Consider the following 18132-nt stretch of genomic DNA (forward strand, 5'->3'; position numbering starts at 1 on the left):
AGCGGGAGGGCCCGGTCACCACGGTCGTGCTCTCCCGCCCCGAGGTGCGCAACGCCGTCGACGGCGCGACCGCCACGGCGCTGGCCGACGCCTTCCGCGCCTTCGACGCCGACCCCGAGGCACGGGTCGCGGTGCTGTGGGGCGAGGGCGGCAGCTTCTGCTCCGGCGCCGATCTGAAGGCGGTCGGCACACCGCGCGGCAACCGGGTGGCCGAGGACGGCGACGGCCCCATGGGGCCCACCCGGCTACGGCTGTCCAAGCCGGTGATCGCGGCGGTCAGCGGGCACGCGGTGGCGGGCGGGCTGGAGCTGGCGCTCTGGTGCGATCTGCGCGTCGCCGAGGAGGACGCGGTCTTCGGGGTGTTCTGCCGCCGCTGGGGCGTCCCGCTGATCGACGGCGGAACGGTGAGGCTGCCACGGCTGATCGGCGCGAGCCGGGCGATGGACCTGGTGCTGACGGGACGGCCGGTGCCGGCCGACGAGGCGTATGCCATCGGGCTCGCCAACCGCGTCGTACCGCCGGGGCGGGCGCGGGCCGAGGCCGAGCGGCTGGCGGCCGAGATCGCCCGCTTTCCGCAGACGTGTCTGCGCTCGGACCGGGCCTCGCTGCTGGAGCAGGAGGGGCTGCCGGAGGACGAGGCCATGGCGCGGGAGCTGCGCCACGGTCAGGCGGCGCTGGCCGAGGGGCTGGACGGCGCGGCGCGGTTCGCGGCGGGCGCGGGACGGCATGGGAGCTTCGGCGAGCCGTGACCGGCGGACCGGCTGGGACCGGGGGCGGGGCCAGGGACATCGCCCAGGGGCCGGGCCGCCCCCGGTCAGCCGAGCGCGCATGAGGGGAATATCCTCCGCTGAACCTCGATGCGCCAATGTCAGCACTGCCCATTCCCCTATTCGGGGGAATTCCGGTGGTCACACGGCTGGCGGGCGCCCGTTCGGCCGAACATCTTCTCGTGAAGCGATGGCAGCGCGTATGGCGTGCGGGGGTCCTGGCCACTGCCCTTGTCCTCACCTCGGCGGGGGCGACAGCCCTGGCCGAGGAGGACGGTGACGGCCCGGCGACCGCGTCCGCCACCTCTCGGCCGACGGCCGATACCCGGTCCTGGGCCGGGGGCCCGGACGACGGACCGCTCGCCTCGGTGCGCATCCGGATCGGCCCGGGCCTGTGTGTGTGCGTCGCCGTCTCGGCGGGCCCGGTCGGCCTCGTCGCCCGATACGGCTGGTGCCCCAAACCGCCCAAACCGCCTAAACCGACACCGACCCCTACGCCCACGCCGACACCGACGCCCACGCCCACGCCCACGCCCACGCCGACTCCTACACCCACCCCGACGCCGACGCCGTCCTCGACGCCCACCCCCAGCCCGTCCGCCACGCCGAGCCGTACACCCACCCCCACCCCGACGCCGCGGGCCCCCTCCCCCACGCCCGCTCCGCGGCTCTCCGGGCCCTGGCCCACACGGGCGCCCGCGCTTCCGCTGCCGCCGCCCTCGCCCTCGCCCTCGCGCACCCAGCCTCCGGCATCACCCCCCGCGCCGGCTCCCGCACCGACCAGGACCCGTGCCGTCGAGATGCACGCGTACGAGAAACCCGCGCACAAGAAGCCCGACAACGGGACCTCCTTGGTCACCTTCACCCTGCTGCTCACCGCGCCCGCGGTCCTCGCGGCCGCCGCTCTGCGTCCGCGTTCGCGCTCCGGCGCGCGCGGCGGGCGGCGCGGCTGACGGCCCACCGCCGAACCGCTTGGGAGGTTCATCCATGCCCGAATGGCTGATTATGACCCTGGTGATGGCCGGGACCTGCGCGGTCGTGGTCACCGGGGCGGTCCTCAACTCCCGCAGACTCGGGGAGGATGACGATCCGGAAGAGACCCCCGATGTCCTCGACTACATGATCATGATGATCGGCGTGGTCTACGCGATCGTGCTGGGCCTGGCCATCGCCGGTGTCTGGGAGGCGCGCTCCGCCGCGCAGGACGGAGTCCGTACGGAGGCGCAGGCGCTGCACGAGGTGACCGAGCGGGCGAGCGTCTACCCCGGCCCGGTGCGCGATCGCGTCCGCGCCGACGTGGACGCGTACGTGGACCATGTGGTGCACACCGAGTGGAAGGTGATGCTCGACAAGGGCGAGCTCACCGACCGCGGCACCGAGCTGCTGACCACCCTGCGCCGCGATGTCACCCGCGCGGCCCCGCACAACGACCTCCAGTCGCAGGCGTACCAGCCGATGGTGGATCAGGTGGCCGCCGTGGACGACGCGCGCAACGCCCGGCAGCAGAGCGCGGGGTCCACGATGCCCCCGCTGGTCTGGTTCGGCCTGGTGCTGGGCGCGGCGCTGGTGATCGGGCTGGTCTTCACCCTGCAGATCCGCCGCTCGCCCCGGGAGCTGATGCTCGCGGTGATGTTCACCGCGCTCATCGTCTTCCTGCTCTTCCTGGTGTGGGACTTCGACGAGCCCTTCGGACGGTCGGTCGGCGACTCGACCGCGGCCTTCACCGATCTGTTCCCCAGCGCACGGGGAGGGTCTTGAGCCCGTTCTGGAAGTTGGAAGTGAGGCGCACCGGCTCACCCGCCCGGCGCAGCCCCGGCAGCCGGTCCAGGGCGGCGCGCAGCATGGCCCGCATCTGGACCCGGGCCAGATGCGCGCCCAGGCAGACGTGCGGTCCGAAGCCGAAGCTCAGATGGTCGTTGGGGGCGCGGGTGATGTCGAACCGGTCGGGGTCGGTGAAGACCGTCTCGTCGCGGTTGGCCGAGGCGTGGAAGACGACGACCTTCTCACCGCGCCGGATGAGCTGTCCGCCCAGCTCCACATCGCGGGTGGCGGTGCGCCGGAAGTCGATGACGGGCGGCCAGTAGCGCAGCATCTCCTCCACCGCGGAGCCGGTCAGCTCGGGCCGGTCGCGCAGCAGGGCCAGGCTCTCGGGGTGGTCGAGCAGGGTGAGCAGCCCACCGGGGATGCCGTTGCGCAGCGTTTCGTTGCCCGCCACGGCGAAGAGGAAGAACATGTTCTCGAACTCGTCCCGGCTCAGCCCGCCCTCCCGCATCCGCGCCATCACACTGCCCGGCCGCGGCCGCTCGGCGAGTGCGTGGGCGTAGGCGAACATATCGGCCAGGGCCTCGCGGGAGCGCGGGTTCATCGGCCTGCCGTCGGGGCGGCGCGGCGCCGGGGCCGGCCGGTGGGCGAGGGCGGCGCGCCCGATAGGGCTCAGCTCCTCGCGGGCCGCGGTGGACAGCCCGGCGTAGTCGGCGTCCTGGTAGCCGATGACCCGGCCGGCCCAGTCGAACAGCAGCCGCCGGTCGCCCTCGGGGACGCCCATCACCTGGGCGAGGGTCCAGACCGGCAGATCGGCGGCGAGCTCCACGAAGTCGGCCTCGCCGCGCCCGGCCACGGAGTCCACGAGCGCCACCGCGCGCTCCTCGATGACCGCCTCCAGCTCCCGTACGGCGCGCGGGGTGAAGGCCGCGGCGACGATGCGGCGGCTGCGGGAGTGGTCGGGCGGGTCCTGGTTGAGCATCATCGCCCGTACGAACTCCAGGTCGGCGGGCGTGTCGGGGTCGCGGATCTGGGTGGCCCCGAGGTGGGAGGAGAAGACCTCGGGGGTGCGCAGGACGTGTTTGACGTCGGCGTGCCGGAACACCGCCCAGAAGCCGGGGCCGGCCGGCCAGGCCCCGACCGCGGGCTCGTCGATCCGGCAGACGGGGCGGGTGGCCCGCAGTTCGCCGAACAGGGCGTACGGGACACCGGCGGCGTAGGTCTCGGGGAGGAACGCCTCGACAGGGTTCACAGCCGAGACCGTACGGCGCCGCCCTCCGGGCCCGTCAAGACGCCCTGCCCGTCAGGAGGCCCCACTCGTCACAAGGCCCTGCCCGTCCAGACACCCCGCTCGTCACGAAGCCCCGCTCGCCACGGGACCCCGAGCCACCGGACCCCCGAGCCCGCCGGTCACCGCGCGGCCCCCTACGGCACCGGCACCGGCAGGATCCGGCGCAGCGGGTCCTCCGGCAACCGGCCGTGGGCCTTCCACTCCCGGGGGTAGCCGACCGAGACCTCCTGGAACTTCACCCCGTCCTCCACCGTGGTCCGGGGGATGTGCAGATGACCGTAGACGACCGTCTCGGCCCGGAACCGCACATGCCAGTCGGCGGTCAGCTCGGTGCCGCACCACAGCGCGAAGTCGGGGTAGCGCAGCACCCTGGTGGGCAGCCGGGTCATCGGCCAGTGGTTGATGAGCACGGTCCGCAGCTCCGGGTCGACGGCCGCCAGCCGCGCCTCGGTCTCGGCGACCCGGGCCCGGCACCACGCGTCGCGGGTGGGGTAGGGGTCGGGGTGCAGGAAGTGCTCGTCGGTGCAGACCACCCCCGCCTCGTGGGCGTGGGCCAGCGCGGCCTCCTTGGTGGCCAGGCCGTCGAGGCGGAAGGTGTAGTCGTAGAGCAGGAACAGCGGGGCGATGACCAGCGGCCCGCCGATGCCCTCCCAGAGCGGGTAGGGGTCCTCGGGCGTGACGATGCCCTTCGCCCGGCACATCTCCACCAGCGCCTCGTAGCGCGCCACCCCCCGGACTTCCAAGGGGTCCTTGGGATGGGTCCACAGCTCGTGGTTCCCGGGTGACCAGATGACCTTGGCGAAGCGCTCGCTCAGCAGGCCGAGGACCTCCTCGATCTCGGAGAACACCTCGCCGACGTCCCCCGCGACGATCAGCCAGTCGTCGTCGGAGCCGGGGCGCAGCCGCTCCACGATCGCCCGGTTCTCCGGATAGGCCACATGAAGGTCGCTGATGGCGAGGAGTTCGCCCCCGTGGGTGCCGCTCATTGTCTCTCCTGTCGTACGGTGGCGCTCATGACGCGGTCGCGGTGCGCGGGCACCGCGGTACGGGCCGGGTGATCACCGGACCGTCCCTGGCGCTAGCCTCGCAGATGTGGTGGACAAACTCCCTCCGTCTTTTGAACGGGGAACCGACGGACCGAAGGTCATCGTGGCCGGACTGGACGGTTCCGAATCCTCCTGGCGCGCCACGGCCTACGCCGCCGGGCTGGCCAGACGCCAGAACGCGCTGCTGGTCGTGGTCTACATCCAGCCGGTGCTGGCCGCGGGGGCGGCGCTCGGTGCCTCGGTGGCCGACACCACGGGTGAGGTGGCCGAGGAGCTGATGCGGGAGATGCGGGAGGCCACCGAGCGGCTGCGCGGGGTCTTCGAGGTGCGCTGGGAGTTCCACACTTTCCGGGGCGATCCGTACAACGGCCTGGCCCAGGCGGCCGATGAGCTGAAGGCCGACGCCGTGGTGGTGGGCGCGTCCGAGCAGGCCGGGCACCGCTTCATCGGCTCGGTGGCCGTACGACTGGTCAAGGCCGGGCGCTGGCCGGTCACCGTGGTGCCGTAGGGGCCGCCCGTCCGGCTCGCGGAGCCCGGCACGGTGAGGCACCGTGGGAGAAGCGACCGGACCACCCCACCGACCGGGGAGACTGCCATGGCCCACACCTACCGGGTGACCGAGATCGTCGGCTCGTCCAGCGAGAGCGTCGACGACGCGATCCGCTCCGCCATCGGCCGTGCCTCGAAGACGCTCCGGAATCTTGATTGGTTCGAGGTCGGCCAAGTGCGCGGGCACATCGAGAACGGCCGGATCGCGCACTACCAGGTGGGGCTGAAGGTCGGATTCCGGCTCGAGGACCCCGACGCCGGCTCCGGGGACCGGGCCGGCTGACTCCGGCTCAGCCACGGGGCACGACGGTGGACAGCACGGACGGCAGCGGATACCAGTCGGCGGTCGCGAAGCTGGCGTGCCGGGCGGCGAGTTCGGACACCCGGTCCCGCGCCTGGGTCTCGGTGGGGTTGGTGCCGTCGATCGGGGGTGCCACGTTGTGCGCGTCCGTCATGATCAGCAGGTAGTGGCGGTCGTCGTACCAGGCGGTGTCGATACCGCTGGTGACATACGTGGACGCGTCCCCGTCGAAGAGCACGAACCACGGCCGGAGGGCGGCGTCGGTGTAGCGGGTGCGCGGGTCGCCCGAGGCGGCGCCGTGGACGGCGGGGAAGGCGGCGGCCTGGCCGAGCTTCCCGGCCGCCGACAGGTCCCGCAGATGGGTGGCGTACTCACGGTCGGTCCACAGCGTGTCCAGGGGGTTGTTCTCCTCGACCGTGCCCGGTATCAGCTCGACGACGAACTTGCCCGCGAGCGCCGAGCGGGACGGCCAGCCGCCCGCCCGAACCGCCTCGTCGAGGGTGGCACGGCCGCCCACCACGTCCGCCGGGCGCAGCACCGCGTCGCCCAGGGTGGCGCCGAGGAGGGCGTCGAGGTCGGCCGGGCCGCGTCCCTTCTTGCCGTTGAAGCCGTCCTTCATCTCCACCTTGACGAGGATGGGACGGTGCCCCGGATGGGCCTGGTGCCAGGCCCGCATGTCGGCGAGGCAGCCGGCCAGGCTCTGGTCGCGGGGCTTGGTGCGCAGCTCGCCCGGGTTCGCGGCGTTCTCGCAGTTGTTGTCGTTGCCGAGCGGGTTGGCGTGCGAGACCCGCCAGCCGGCGCCGAAGGCGTTGGTCCACACATCGAGTTCCAGGAGCGAGGCTCCGGAGTCCAGCGCGTCGGCGAAATAGGGGTACTTGGCCTTCTCGTAGGCGTTGTGCACCCCCACCGAGGTGGTGGCGGAGTAGGACGGGTCGTCCGCGGTGGCGGGCCGGGCCTCCGCCGGTGCCGTCAGACACAGTGCGGCGGCCGCCGCGGCGACCGCCACCGTTCCCGTGCGCCGGGCATGACCGCGCGCCGGACTCCCCACCCTGCCCATGTGTCCCCACCCTCGTCGATGTCCCGACCAACTGGGCAGAAGGGTACGGGAGTCGCGTCACGGGTTACGAGGGGTCATGGGTCACAGCGGTACGGGCCCGGCGGCGTACTGCCGCTGAGCCCGTCTCATGTGCCGCGTCTCACACGGCTGGGGGTGGTTCAGGGGCGGGCCCCCGTCAGGGCCGCTCCCCCACACCGGTCGTCGCGGCCTCGCGCACCCGTCCGCCGGGCAGCTTGGGGGCCAGCGGCGCGGTCTGGTCCATCCCGGTGCCGCGCCGCAGCCCGGTGAGGAATTCCTGGAGCGTCTCGACGGCGGTGTGCCGGGGCCGCCAGCCCAGTTCCTCCTGGGCGCGGGTGGTGTCCATCAGCGGGAGCCGCAGGGCGGCGTCGAACAGGTGCGGCGAGGGAGGCAGCAGATGCAGATGCCAGGCCGCGGCCATGGCCGAGCGGGCGGCGAAGCGCGGGATCCGCATCGTCCGCGCCTCCAGCAGACCGGCCAGCGTCCCGCCGTCCACCGGCGGTTCGGCCGCGAGGTTGAACGCGCCGCGCACCTGCCGGCCGAGCGCCAGCCGGTACGCCTCGGCGGCGTCGTCGGTGTGCAGGATCTGGAGCCGCAGTCCGGGCAGGTCGAAGACGGCGGGCAGGAAGGTGGAGCGGACCAGCCGCCGGGGCAGGAACGGGCCCATGAACAGCCGGCGCTGCTCGGCCGCCGCCTCCTCCTTGAAGAGGAAGCCGGGCCGCATCCGCACCACCCGGACCTGCGGATGCTCCCGTTCGAAGGCGTCCAGCATCCGCTCCACATATGCCTTCTCCCGGCAGTACGCGGCCTCCGGCCAGCCGTCGGTGGGCCAGGACTCGTCCACCGGGCGGCCGTCCTCGGGGCCGGGCGAGTAGGCGCCCACCGAGGAGGCGTACACCAGCACCGGCACCTCGGCCCGTGCCACCGCCTGGAAGACCCGCTTGCTGCCGAGGACATTGGTGGCCCAGGTGACGGCGGGCCGGTGGCTGGGCTGGATCAGCCAGGCGAGGTGGATGACCGCGTCGGCGCCCTCGAAGTGCCGTACGAGGCCGGCCTCCTCACCGGCGTCCCGCCCGATGTCCGCCCGTACCCAGGTGGTCTTCGGCGGCGACCAGCTGGGCACCCTGCGGGCGACGCCCACGATCGACTCGACGTCCGGGGCCTCGCCGAGCGCGCGGACGACGCTCGTTCCGGCGTTGCCGGTGGCCCCGACCACCACCACGCGCATTCCGTGCTTGACACCCATGTGTCCGCTCCTTCCGGCAGCGTCTTGTCCTCAGCCGTCCCGGTCTCGGGCCTGGTTCCAGCCCTGTTTCCGGCCCTGGTCTCAGCCCTTGCCGACCAGTTGCCGCGCGGCCGTGACGATCGCGTCCGCGTCGATTCCCGCGTCGCCGAGCTGCTGGGCGGGGGTCGAGGAGGCCGGCATCATGCGCACCGCGAGCCGGATCATCCGGGGCACCGGACGGCCGTCGCCGAACGCCTCGAGCACCGCGTCGCCCAGTCCGCCCTCGGGGTGGTGGTCCTCCACGGTGATCAGCCGTCCCGTCACCTCGGCGGCGGTGCGCAGCGTCTCGGCGTCCACCGGCTTGAGCGAGTACAGGTCGATGACGCGGGCCGGGATGCCCTCCTGGGCGAGCCGGTCGGCGGCCTCGACGGCCTCGTGCAGGGTGACCCCCGCGCCGATCAGGGTGACCCGGTCGTCATCGGTGGCGCGCACGACCTTGGAGCCGCCGATGGGGAAGCTCTCGGTGGGCGGGTAGATGACCGGCGTTCCGCCGCGGGTGGTGCGCAGATAGCGGATGCCGGACTCCTCCGCCATGGCCGCCGTCAGCTGGGCGGTCTGGTTGGCGTCGCACGGGTAGAGCACCGTGCTGCCGTGCACCGCCCGCATGGCGGCCAGGTCCTCCAGGCCCATCTGCGAGGGGCCGTCCTCACCGATGGCCACCCCGGCGTGGGAGCCGATGAGGTTGAGGTCGGCGTCGCTGATGGAGGCCATCCGGACGAAGTCGTAGGCCCGGGTGAAGAAGGCCGCGAAGGTGGAGACGTACGGGTTCCAGCCGCGGGTCTGCATGCCGACGGCCGCGGCCACCAACTGCTGCTCGGCGATGAAGAACTCGAAGTACCGCTCGGGGTGCTCCTTGTGGAAGTACTCCAGGCGGGTGGAGTCGCCGACCTCGCCGTCGAGCGCCACCACATCGCCGCGGGCGGTGCCCACGGCGGCCAGCGCCTCGCCGAACGCGTCACGCGTGGGGACCGATTCGCCGGTGTTGTAGCGCGGCAGCGTCGGCGGGCCCTCGGACGGGGGCCGGGTGGGGGTCACCGAGGGCGGACCGAGCACCGGTACGGCCATGTTGCGTACGCCGCCGAGCTCTTCGATGGCCTCGTCCGCGTTCTTCAGCGGCTTGCCGTGCATGCCCTCGCGGTTCTCCACCGAGGCCACGCCACGTCCCTTCATGGTGCGGGCGATGATGGCGGTGGGGCGGCCCACGGTGGACAGCGCCTCGCCGTAGGCGCGGTCGATGGCCTCGATGTCATGGCCGTCGATCTCGACGGTGTGCCAGTCGAAGGCGCGGATGCGCCGGGCGTAGGCGTCCAGGTCCCATTCGTGGCGGGTGGGCCCGCGCTGGCCGAGCCGGTTCACATCGATGATGGCGGTGAGGTTGTCCAGCCGCTCGTAGCCCGCGTGCTCGAACGCCTCCCACATCGACCCCTCGGCCATCTCGCTGTCGCCGCACAGCACCCAGACGCGGTAGGGCACATGGTCCAGCCGCTTGCCGCTCAGCGCCATGCCCACGCCGTACGGCAGGCCCTGCCCGAGCGATCCGGTGGCCACGTCCACCCACGGCAGCCGGGGGGTGGGGTGGCCCTCCAGCCTGCTGCCGCGCTTGCGGAAGGTGATGAACTCCTCGTCGCGGAGGGCCCCGGCCGCCTTGTACACCGAGTAGAGCAGCGGGGAGGCATGGCCCTTGGAGAAGATCAGGTGGTCATTGCCCGGGTGGTCGGGCTGCTCGAAGTCATAGCGCAGATGGTTTCCCATCAGGACGGCCATCAGGTCCGCCGCCGACATCGACGACGTGGGATGGCCGGACCCGGCGGCCGCGGCGGCACGCACCGAGTCCACACGGAGCTGCTGCCCGAGCTCGCTGAGCTGTTCGTGTCGCATTGTTCTCCTTCCAGGTTTCGCCGGCGGTCAGCCGCCGCCCGGCCGCGCCCGCGCCGTCTGCGCGACCTCGGGCGACTCGGTGTCCAGCGGCACCGCCCACGGCGGGATCATCCCGAGCTGCACCCCCTGGCGTGGCAGCACCGCGTCGAGCAGCCAGTCGGCGGCGACCCGGACCCGGTTCCCCGGCATCGCCATCAGGTGGTAGCCGCGGGTGACCGCGTTGGCGATCGGCCCGGACAGCGGGATGTGCAGCGGGTCCGCGGCGGCCTGCGCCCCGCCGAGGTCGACGGTGAACCCGAGGTCGTGGTGTTTGTACGGCTTGGCGGTGCCGCGCCCGAGGGAGGCCAGCACGTTGTGGCCCGCGACCTTCCCCTGCCGCTGGGCGTGCTGCGCGGTCATCGGAGTGAACTGGCCCGGCCGGGTCAGATCGGGCACCGCGGCGGCGTCCCCGCAGGCCAGCACGTCCGGATAGCCGGGTACGGCCAGATACTGGTCGACCCGCAGCCGGCCGCGTTCGGTCGGCAGCCCGAGCTGCTCCACCAGCGGGTCGGGGCGCACCCCGACGCACCAGATCAGCGACCGGGTGTCGACGCACTCGCCGTCGTCCAGCAGCACGCCCTCCGAGGTGGCCTCCTTGACCGTGGTGCCGGTGCGGACCTCGACACCCCGTTTGCGCAGTACCCGGTCGGCCGTGCGGGACAGCTTCTTGTCCAGCTCGGGGAGGACCCGGGGGGCGATGTCGAGCAGCATCCAGCGGGGCCGTGGCGCGTCGCGCAGCGAGGTGTTCTTCCGCGCGAGCGAGTCGGTGAAGCGCACCCCGTGGGCGGCCACCTCGGTGCCGGTGTAGCCGGCGCCGACCACCACGAAGGTGCGGCGGGCCTCCCGTTCCCGGGGGTCGGTGGCAGTGTCGGCCATCTCTATCTGCCGGGTGATGTGGTCGCGCAGGTAGAGCGCCTCGGGCATGCCGCGGAAGCCGTGGGCGTGCTCGGCCACACCGGGGATCGGCAGCAGCTTGTTGACGCTGCCCACGGAGAGGACGAGCCGGTCGTAGTCCATCTCGCCGGGCCGTCCGTCCGGGTCCCGCCAGGAGATCTTGCGGGCGTCCAGGTCGACGCCGTGGACCTCGCCCAGCACCAGCCGGACGTGCGGCAGGGTGCCGGTGAGGGAGACCGAGACACGCCGGGGCTCCAGCACCCCGGCCGACACTTGGGGCAGCAGGGGCAGATACAGGAAGTAGTCGTTGGGATTGATCAGGACGATGTCCGCCGCGCCGCGCAGACGGCGGGAGAGCGTGCGGGCGGCCTGATAACCGGCGAATCCGGCACCGACGATCACTATGCGTACTGGGCTCACGCGAATCTCCCGGGCATACGGGGCCAGGGAGCTCCAAGTGCCCGTGAGAGCCCGGACCAAACGTGGGGCCCGGTCGGCCCCGCCCCCGGGGCCGTGCTCCGGGGGCGGTCCCGGGTCGCGGTCCTGGGGGCGGGGCCGGGGCGCGTCAGGGGGCTCGCGTACGTCAGGGGCACGGGTGCGTCAGCGGCGCGCGGACGCCAGAGGCGCGCGGACGCCAGAGGCGCGCGGACGTCAGCGGCGTCGGCGGGCCGTCTGCGCGTCGATCCGCTCGTCCCAGTCGATGCGGTAGCCGGTCAGCCAGTCCGAGGAGCCGTCGCCCGCCCGGTCCAGCTTGCGCGGCATGGTGACATCGCGGAGGGCGCGTGCCACGGGCCCCGGTGCCGTGCGGCGGGCCATGCCCGCGCTGGCCGCGGCGACCTTCTCGACCCGCTCCCGGCGCAGCGCCTCGTACGCGGCGAAGGCCGACTGGGGCGTGCGCAGATCGCGTAGGCATTTGGCGAGCACGACACCGTCCTCGATGGCCATCGAGGCGCCCTGTGCGGCGTTGGGCGCGCAGGCGTGCGCGGCGTCGCCGACGATGACCATGGCCTCCTCGGACCAGGTGGGGGTGGAGACGATGTCGTAGGCGGCGGTGGCCACGATGGTGTCGCCGGTGGCGCGGACCAGGTCGGCGGCGGGGGTGTTGTCCTCGGCGAAGAGCGTCAGCAGCCGCTCCCGCCACTGCTCGGAGGTGACGGCGGCGAGCTCGGCCTTGGACATCTCCTCGGCCGGGGCGTTGCAGAACCACCAGACCTCGCCGTCCGGGGCGGTGGTGCAGCCGAAGAACGCCTGCTTGCCGAAGATCATCGTGTAGGCGTCGGGGGCCGGGGGCGAGTCGGCGTCGCGGGTGTAGCCGCAGACGGTGTGCTGTCCGGTGTAGCGGGGCCGGGGCGCGCCCGCGTCGATGGTCCTGCGGACGAGCGAGTGGATGCCGTCGGCACCGATCAGCACATCGCCCACGGCGCGGCCGCCGTCGGCGAAGGAGCCGACGATCCGGCCGTCGGGGCTGGTGTGGGCGGCGAGCAGCCGCTTGCCGCCCTCGACGCGCACTCCGCGGCGCACCGCCTCCTCGCGCAGCACCCGGGCGAGAGTGGCGCGCTTGAGTGTCACGGAGCCGAGGCCACCGTCCTGCGATCCGGACATGGGGCGGTTGCCGAGCCGCTTGCCCGTGTTGCTGATGAAGTCGACGCGGCCGGCCGGGAAGGAGTTCTTCAGCACGGGTTCATGGGCGTCGATGGTGCGCAGTGCCTCCAGGCCGTTGGCGGCGACGACGAGGAACGCACCGGCGTCGACGGCGTCCGTGGAGTACGTCTCGTAGACGACCGCGTCGATGCCGGCTTTCCGCAGGGCCATCGCGGTCACCGTGCCGGCGATGCCGCCACCGATGATCAGGGCTGTGGTCATGGTGCTCCGTGACGTGGCGTGGGGTGTCGTGTCGTGGGATTGCGACAGCACCATATGGCGGCCCGGAGCTCCCCGGGTCAAGAGCGGGACTTCAACTAACGGGCGCCGGGCGGCATTTGGGGCGGAACCCGGCGGGTACGCTACTTGAGCAGCCGGGACAGCCGCCGGTCGGCGAGCGGCTTGCCGCCGGTCTGGCAGGTGGGGCAGTACTGCAGCGAGGAGTCGCGGAAGGACACCTCGCGGACGGTGTCCCCGCACACCGGGCACGGCTGCCCGGTGCGGCCGTGCACCCGCATGCCGCCGCGCTTCTCCCCCTTGAGGTCGGTGGCGGCCAGGCCGCGGGAGCGCTCGACGGCGGAGCGCAGCGTGGCGCCCATCGCCTCGTACACCCCGGCGATCTCCGCTTCGGTGAGGTCCGAGGCGAGCCGGTACGGCGACATCCGGGCGGCGTGCAGGATCTCGTCGGAGTAGGCGTTGCCGATCCCGGCGATGACGCTCTGGTCGCGCAGCACCCCCTTGATCCGGTGGCGTACGCCGCGCAGCAGCCCGGCGAACGCCTCCAGGGTGAAGGAGTCGTCCAGCGGGTCCGGGCCCAGCCGGGCGATCCCCGGGACTTCCCGCGGGTCGCGGACCACGTACACCGCGAGCCCCTTGCGCGTCCCGGCCTCGGTGAGGTCGAAGCCGGAGCGCTCCGGACCGGCCAGGAGCAGCCGCAGCGCGAGCGGGCCCTTGCCGGGCCGGGGCGGGGCCTCGGGGAGCCCATCCCGCCAGCGCAGCCAGCCCGCCTTGGCGAGGTGGACCACCAGATGGGGGCCGTCGGTGGCCAGGTCGAGGAACTTGCCGTGGCGGGCCGCCGCCGTGACGGTCCGGCCTTCGAGCGCGCTCAGCGGCGGGTCGTAGGTCTTCAGGACGCTCACCGCCACGGGGAGGACGCGGGCGATCTCCCGGCCGGCGGCGCGCTCGGCCAGGATCGCGGTGAGGGCCTCCACCTCGGGCAGCTCCGGCATGCCACCAGTGTGCCGCAGGCCGGAGCGGAACCACCCGGGGCGGCCCGGGTGACCGATTCCCCCCGGCGCACCGCTCCGGGCTGCGGCCCCGCACACCCTCCCTTAGCGTCTCATTTGTTTCCTATCGTCCCTGCCTGCCCCGTACGGAGCGTTCCCCATGGTCGACACCGGACAGCAGTCCGTACGCAGCGAGGCGGCGCGCGGGGGCGAGGCGGCACGGCACGAGGTGGCGGGCGGGACGGCAGGCGCGGCGTACGAGGGCTATGAGGCGTACGAGGGCTATGAGGCGTACGAGGGCGGCAGCCCCGAGGCCGAGCGGCTGCGCTTCCAGAAGCTGACGCACGAGCTGATGCGGATGCAGCGGTACTCCGACGGCACGGACGGCTCGGGCGCCCCGCGGCCGCTGCGCGCCTTCCGCGGCGAGGCGGTGCTGGGTGTGGAGAACGCCCGGCTGCGGTTCCGTGACGACCTTCCGCCGGAGCTGTGCGTGGGATACGCCCGGCCGGGCGCCGAGTACCCGGCCGTGGTGCGGCTGTCCAGCGCGAGCGGCTCCGAGGGGTACGCCGCCACGCCCGATCTGCGCCGGCTGGCGGTGCGGGTCCAGGCCGGTCCTGAGGAGACCCACGATCTGCTGGCCACCGGCTTCCCGGTGTCCCATGCCGCCTCCGCGCACGAGTTCGTCGCCTTCGCCAAGGCCACGGCGGGGGCGGGGAGCACCGTGGAGAAGGCGTTCGGGCTCTTCGTCCGGCTGCCGCTGGCCGTCGGCTGGACCACCGCCGACCGAATGCGCCGCAACGTGCGGATCGCCACCCGCCACACGGTGGGCTCGCTGGCCCGCGAGACCTTCTGGAGCCGGGGCGCGATCCTGTGGGGCCCGGCCGGTCCGGTGCGCTACCAACTGCGTCCGGCGCCCGGCGGCACCCCCGCTCCCCCGCCCGACGGCGGCGACCCCGACTATCTCCACCGGGAGCTGGCGATGCGACTGTCCACCGGCGACATCGCCTTCGAGCTGTGCGTACAGCGCTATCTGGACGACCGCCGCACCCCGGTCGAGGACGGCTCGGTGGAGTGGCGGGAGAGCGACGCGCCGGTCGTCCCGGTCGCGGTGCTCACCGTGCCGTGCCAGGACCTGGACGGCGCCCGGGCCCGGTCCGCGGCCCGCCGGGTCGAGCAACTGGCGTTCAACCCCTGGCACACCACCGAGGAGTTCCGTCCGCTCGGCAATCTCAACCGGGCCCGCAAGGCCGCGTACGAGGCCGCCGCGGCGCACCGGCTCGGCCTGCGCTTCCCCACCGCCGAGCAGCGGCCCACCACGCCGCTGCCCGTCCCGGTGCGCGCCGCCTTCGACCTGCCGGTGCGGGCGGCCGTCGACCTGGTCGACCGCTGTGTGCCCTGGCATCGGCTACCGGCCCCGCTGGGGCTGCTCAACCCGGCCGCGCTGGGCCGGACGCTGCGCCGGCTCGGCCTCGTCGAGGGGGACGACGCACCCGAGGCACCGCAGCGCCCTGCCCCCGCCCGTCCATCGGCGGCGCGGTGGGGCATGGCCGGGTCCGCCGCCGGCCGTCATCCCTCACCGCTCCACCGGCCCGATCTGATCCATGTGCCCCACCCCGCCACGGTCGCCGGACAGCTCCTGCACCGGGAGCGCTTCCAGCCCGCCACCTCGCTCAATGTCCTGTCCGCCGCCTGGCTCCACTTCCAGTGCCCCGACTGGGTGGACGGCGCCCGCCACCGGTGGGACGGCTCGCGGCTGTACGGCGGTGCCGGTATGCGCCTGGAGGACGGCCATCTGCCGCTGGGGCCGGGCGGGGTGCCGCCGATCGGCCCCACCGACACCTGGTGGCTGGGGCCCAGCGCGATGCACACGCTCTTCGCCCGGGAGCACGACGCGGTCCGCGAGGCGCTGCGCCGTACCCATCCGTCGATGAGCGAGGAGTCGGCGCGCCACACGGCCCGGCTGGTGGTCTCCGCGCTCATCGCCAAGATCCATACGGTGGAGTGGATCCCGGCGATCCTCGCCACCGAGATGAGCGACATCGGCGCGAAGACCAACTGGCAGGGCCCGCCCGCCCATTGGCTGTCGCGGCTCGGCCTGTGGCTGTTCGAGGCGAGCGCGTCCACGGGCCTCCCCCGTGGCGTACCGGACCATCCCGGGATGCCGTTCGCGCTCGCCGAGGAGTTCATGACGGTCTACCGGTCGCATCCGCTGGTCCCGGACGACGTCGAGCTGTGCGACCACCGCTTCGGGCGGCGGACGCGGGCGCTCGGCTTCGACGAGGTGCGGGGCCCCGCGGCCGAGGCGGTGATGCGCAAGACGGGGCTCGCCGACACCCTGTACTCCTTCGGCATCGCCCATCCGGGCGCGATCACCCTCAACAACCACCCGCGCGCACTGCGGCATCTCGAGCGGGACGGCGAGATCGTGGATCTGCCGGTGGTGGAGCTGGCACGGGCCCGGCGGCGGGGCGTGCCGCGGTACAACGACTTCCGGGCCCGGCTGGGCACCCCCCGGATCCGCTCCTTCGAGGAGCTGTCCCCCGATCCGGACACGGTCGCCCGGCTCGAAGCGGTCTACGGCTCGGTCAACCAGATCGACACCGTGGTGGGGCTCTACGCGGAGAACCCGCCCGAGGGGTGGGGCTTCAGTGAGACGGCGTTCCGTGTGCTGCTGCTCATGGCCACCCGGCGGATCCAGGACGACCGCCTCCTGACCGTGGACTTCCGGCCCGAGGTGTATACCCGGCTGGGGCTGGACTGGGTGGCGAAGTCCAGCATGACCTCGGTGATCCTGCGGCACTGCCCGGAGCTGGCCGGGGTGCTGCCGCGCGGGGCGAGTCCGTTCGCGCCCTGGCGGCCGGTGGCGCCGTCCCCGTCCTGACCGCCGCACCCGAGCTTTCGGAGCGCCGCACGCCCGTTGGCCGCGGCCATGAACCGCGGGCTGGGTGCCGCGCCGTTGAACCGGTTCAGCCCTGCCGGAAGCGGTTGATGGCCGGCAGATGGCGCTCGCGCAGCTCCGGATCGCGCACCCCCAGCCCCTCCTCCGGGGCCAGGCACAGCACGCCGACCTTCCCGGAGTGGCGGTTGCGGTGGACGTCCTGGGTGGCCGTGCCGACCGCCTCGAGCGGATGGACCTTGGAGAGCGTGGGGTGCACCATCCCTTTCTCGATCAGCCGGTTGGCCGCCCATGCCTCCCGGTAGTTGGCGAAGTGGGTGCCGATGATCCGCTTGAGCGCCATCCACAGATAGCGGTTGTCGTACTCATGGCGGTAGCCGGACGTCGAGGCGCAGGTGACGACCGTTCCGCCGCGCCGCGCCACGTACACACTGGCGCCGAAGGTCTCCCGGCCGGGGTGCTCCACGACGATGTCCGGGTCGTCGCCGCCGGTCAGTTCGCGGATCCGGGACCCGAAGCGCTTCCACTCCCTGGGGTCGGGCGTGGTCGCGTCCTTCCAGAAGCGATAGCCCTCCTCGGCCCGGTCGATGACCAGCTCGGCCCCCATGGAGCGGACGAGTTCGGCCTTGCGCCGCCCGGAGACCACGCACACCGGGATCGCCCCGCCGTTGACGGCCAGCTGGGTCGCGTACGAGCCGAGGCCACCGGCCGCGCCCCAGACGAGGGTCACATCGCCCTGTTTCATCTGGGCGCCGTTGCGGGAGACGAGCTGCCGGTACGCGGTGGAGTTGACCAGGCCGGAGGACGCGGCCTCCTCCCAGGTGAGGTGGGCGGGCATCGGCATCAGCTGGTTGGCCTTGACCAGCGAGAGCTCGGCGAGCCCACCGTAGTTGGTCTCGAAGCCCCAGATGCGCTGCTCGGGGTCGAGCATGGAGTCGTCGTGGCCGTCCGGTGAGCGCAGTTCGATGGACAGACAGTGGGCCACCACCCGGTCACCCGGCTTCCAGTGGCGTACCCCCGGCCCGGTGCGCAGCACCACACCGGCCAGGTCGGAGCCGAGCACGTGATAGGGCTGGTCGTGGCGGGCGGCTCCGGGGTCGTCGGTGCGTGCGTAGCGCTCCAGGAAGCCGAAGGTCGGCAGTGGCTCGAAGATGGCGCTCCAGACGGTGTTGTAGTTGATCGCGCTGGCCATGACGGCGATCACCGCCTCGCCCGGTCCCGGTTCGGGGGTGGGCACCTCGCGGATGTGGAGCGACTTCTGGGGGTCCTTGTCCTTGGTGGCCATGCCCTCGAACATCTCGGATTCCTCTTTGAGGATCACCGCGCCCCGATAGGACTCGGGGAGGTCCAAGGCGGCGAAGTCCGCGGCCACCGCATCCTCTGCCAGCACGGCGCTGATGATGTCCTGCATGACATGTCCTCCGATGTACCGCTCCGGGCACCTGTGTGTCCCGGAGGCTATGGCAGCGGCCACGATCCGAAT

At 73.0% G+C, this 18132-nt stretch carries 15 protein-coding genes; 6 read left to right on the forward strand and 9 right to left on the reverse strand.

Annotated features, from left to right (window positions below):
- Positions 1-26: 26 nt before the first annotated feature.
- The 3 genes from ACZ6TD_RS06545 (at position 27) to ACZ6TD_RS06555 (ending at position 2525) form a co-directional block, all read left to right on the forward strand.
- Positions 27-749, forward strand: coding sequence for a crotonase/enoyl-CoA hydratase family protein (locus tag ACZ6TD_RS06545; protein ID WP_471357518.1), 723 nt, complete (start codon positions 27-29; stop codon positions 747-749).
- Between the two features lie 818 nt (positions 750-1567).
- Positions 1568-1720 carry a hypothetical protein gene (locus ACZ6TD_RS06550; RefSeq protein WP_198281190.1) on the forward strand — a complete coding sequence of 51 codons (153 nt, stop codon included), beginning with the start codon at positions 1568-1570 and terminating at the stop codon, positions 1718-1720.
- Positions 1721-1754: 34 nt separating this feature from the next.
- Positions 1755-2525: a bestrophin-like domain gene (locus ACZ6TD_RS06555; protein ID WP_471351535.1), complete on the forward strand. Its 771-nt coding sequence runs from the start codon at positions 1755-1757 to the stop codon at positions 2523-2525.
- Here the strand turns inward: ACZ6TD_RS06555 and ACZ6TD_RS06560 are convergent.
- Complete coding sequence (locus ACZ6TD_RS06560) at positions 2488-3780, reverse strand: cytochrome P450 (protein ID WP_471351537.1); 1293 nt, start codon at positions 3778-3780, stop codon at positions 2488-2490. The two genes, ACZ6TD_RS06555 and ACZ6TD_RS06560, sit on opposite strands and share 38 nt — an antisense overlap.
- A 173-nt stretch (positions 3781-3953) precedes the next feature.
- A complete protein-coding gene (locus ACZ6TD_RS06565) occupies positions 3954-4805 on the reverse strand; it encodes a metallophosphoesterase family protein (protein WP_037962634.1) in 852 nt (283 codons plus the stop codon).
- Between the two features lie 106 nt (positions 4806-4911).
- Here ACZ6TD_RS06565 and ACZ6TD_RS06570 point away from each other — a divergent pair, with 106 nt between their 5' ends.
- Both ACZ6TD_RS06570 and ACZ6TD_RS06575 read left to right on the forward strand, forming a co-directional pair.
- Positions 4912-5373 (forward strand): universal stress protein, encoded by a 462-nt coding sequence (locus tag ACZ6TD_RS06570; RefSeq protein WP_198273078.1) that lies wholly within the window; start codon positions 4912-4914, stop codon positions 5371-5373.
- 87 nt (positions 5374-5460) lie between these two features.
- Positions 5461-5697, forward strand: coding sequence for a dodecin (locus ACZ6TD_RS06575; protein WP_191066600.1), 237 nt, complete (start codon positions 5461-5463; stop codon positions 5695-5697).
- Positions 5698-5704: 7 nt separating this feature from the next.
- On the opposite strand, the gene ACZ6TD_RS06580 is transcribed toward ACZ6TD_RS06575, so the two are convergent.
- The 6 genes from ACZ6TD_RS06580 to ACZ6TD_RS06605 all read right to left on the reverse strand — a co-directional run bounded on the left by ACZ6TD_RS06580 (position 5705) and on the right by ACZ6TD_RS06605 (position 13756).
- Positions 5705-6772 carry a phosphatidylinositol-specific phospholipase C domain-containing protein gene (locus ACZ6TD_RS06580; protein ID WP_471351539.1) on the reverse strand — a complete coding sequence of 356 codons (1068 nt, stop codon included), beginning with the start codon at positions 6770-6772 and terminating at the stop codon, positions 5705-5707.
- A 175-nt stretch (positions 6773-6947) separates the two neighbouring features.
- Positions 6948-8036 carry an NAD-dependent epimerase/dehydratase family protein gene (locus ACZ6TD_RS06585; protein ID WP_471351541.1) on the reverse strand — a complete coding sequence of 363 codons (1089 nt, stop codon included), beginning with the start codon at positions 8034-8036 and terminating at the stop codon, positions 6948-6950.
- 81 nt (positions 8037-8117) lie between these two features.
- Positions 8118-9953 carry a transketolase gene (locus ACZ6TD_RS06590; RefSeq protein WP_471351542.1) on the reverse strand — a complete coding sequence of 612 codons (1836 nt, stop codon included), beginning with the start codon at positions 9951-9953 and terminating at the stop codon, positions 8118-8120.
- Between the two features lie 27 nt (positions 9954-9980).
- A complete protein-coding gene (locus tag ACZ6TD_RS06595) occupies positions 9981-11306 on the reverse strand; it encodes an NAD(P)/FAD-dependent oxidoreductase (RefSeq protein ID WP_471351543.1) in 1326 nt (441 codons plus the stop codon).
- Positions 11307-11537: 231 nt separating this feature from the next.
- The gene (locus tag ACZ6TD_RS06600) at positions 11538-12749 is read right to left on the reverse strand and encodes an FAD-dependent monooxygenase (RefSeq protein WP_471351545.1); all 1212 of its coding nucleotides are present in this window, start codon (positions 12747-12749) and stop codon (positions 11538-11540) included.
- Between the two features lie 140 nt (positions 12750-12889).
- Positions 12890-13756, reverse strand: coding sequence for an Fpg/Nei family DNA glycosylase (locus ACZ6TD_RS06605; protein WP_471351546.1), 867 nt, complete (start codon positions 13754-13756; stop codon positions 12890-12892).
- 157 nt (positions 13757-13913) lie between these two features.
- Here ACZ6TD_RS06605 and ACZ6TD_RS06610 point away from each other — a divergent pair, with 157 nt between their 5' ends.
- Complete coding sequence (locus ACZ6TD_RS06610; RefSeq protein ID WP_471351548.1) at positions 13914-16634, forward strand: peroxidase family protein; 2721 nt, start codon at positions 13914-13916, stop codon at positions 16632-16634.
- Between the two features lie 85 nt (positions 16635-16719).
- Here ACZ6TD_RS06610 and ccrA read toward each other — a convergent pair whose 3' ends face one another.
- The gene (ccrA, locus tag ACZ6TD_RS06615; protein ID WP_471351549.1) at positions 16720-18060 is read right to left on the reverse strand and encodes a crotonyl-CoA carboxylase/reductase; all 1341 of its coding nucleotides are present in this window, start codon (positions 18058-18060) and stop codon (positions 16720-16722) included.
- Positions 18061-18132 lie beyond the last annotated feature (72 nt).

It is taken from the genome of Streptomyces yongxingensis (assembly GCF_055597465.1).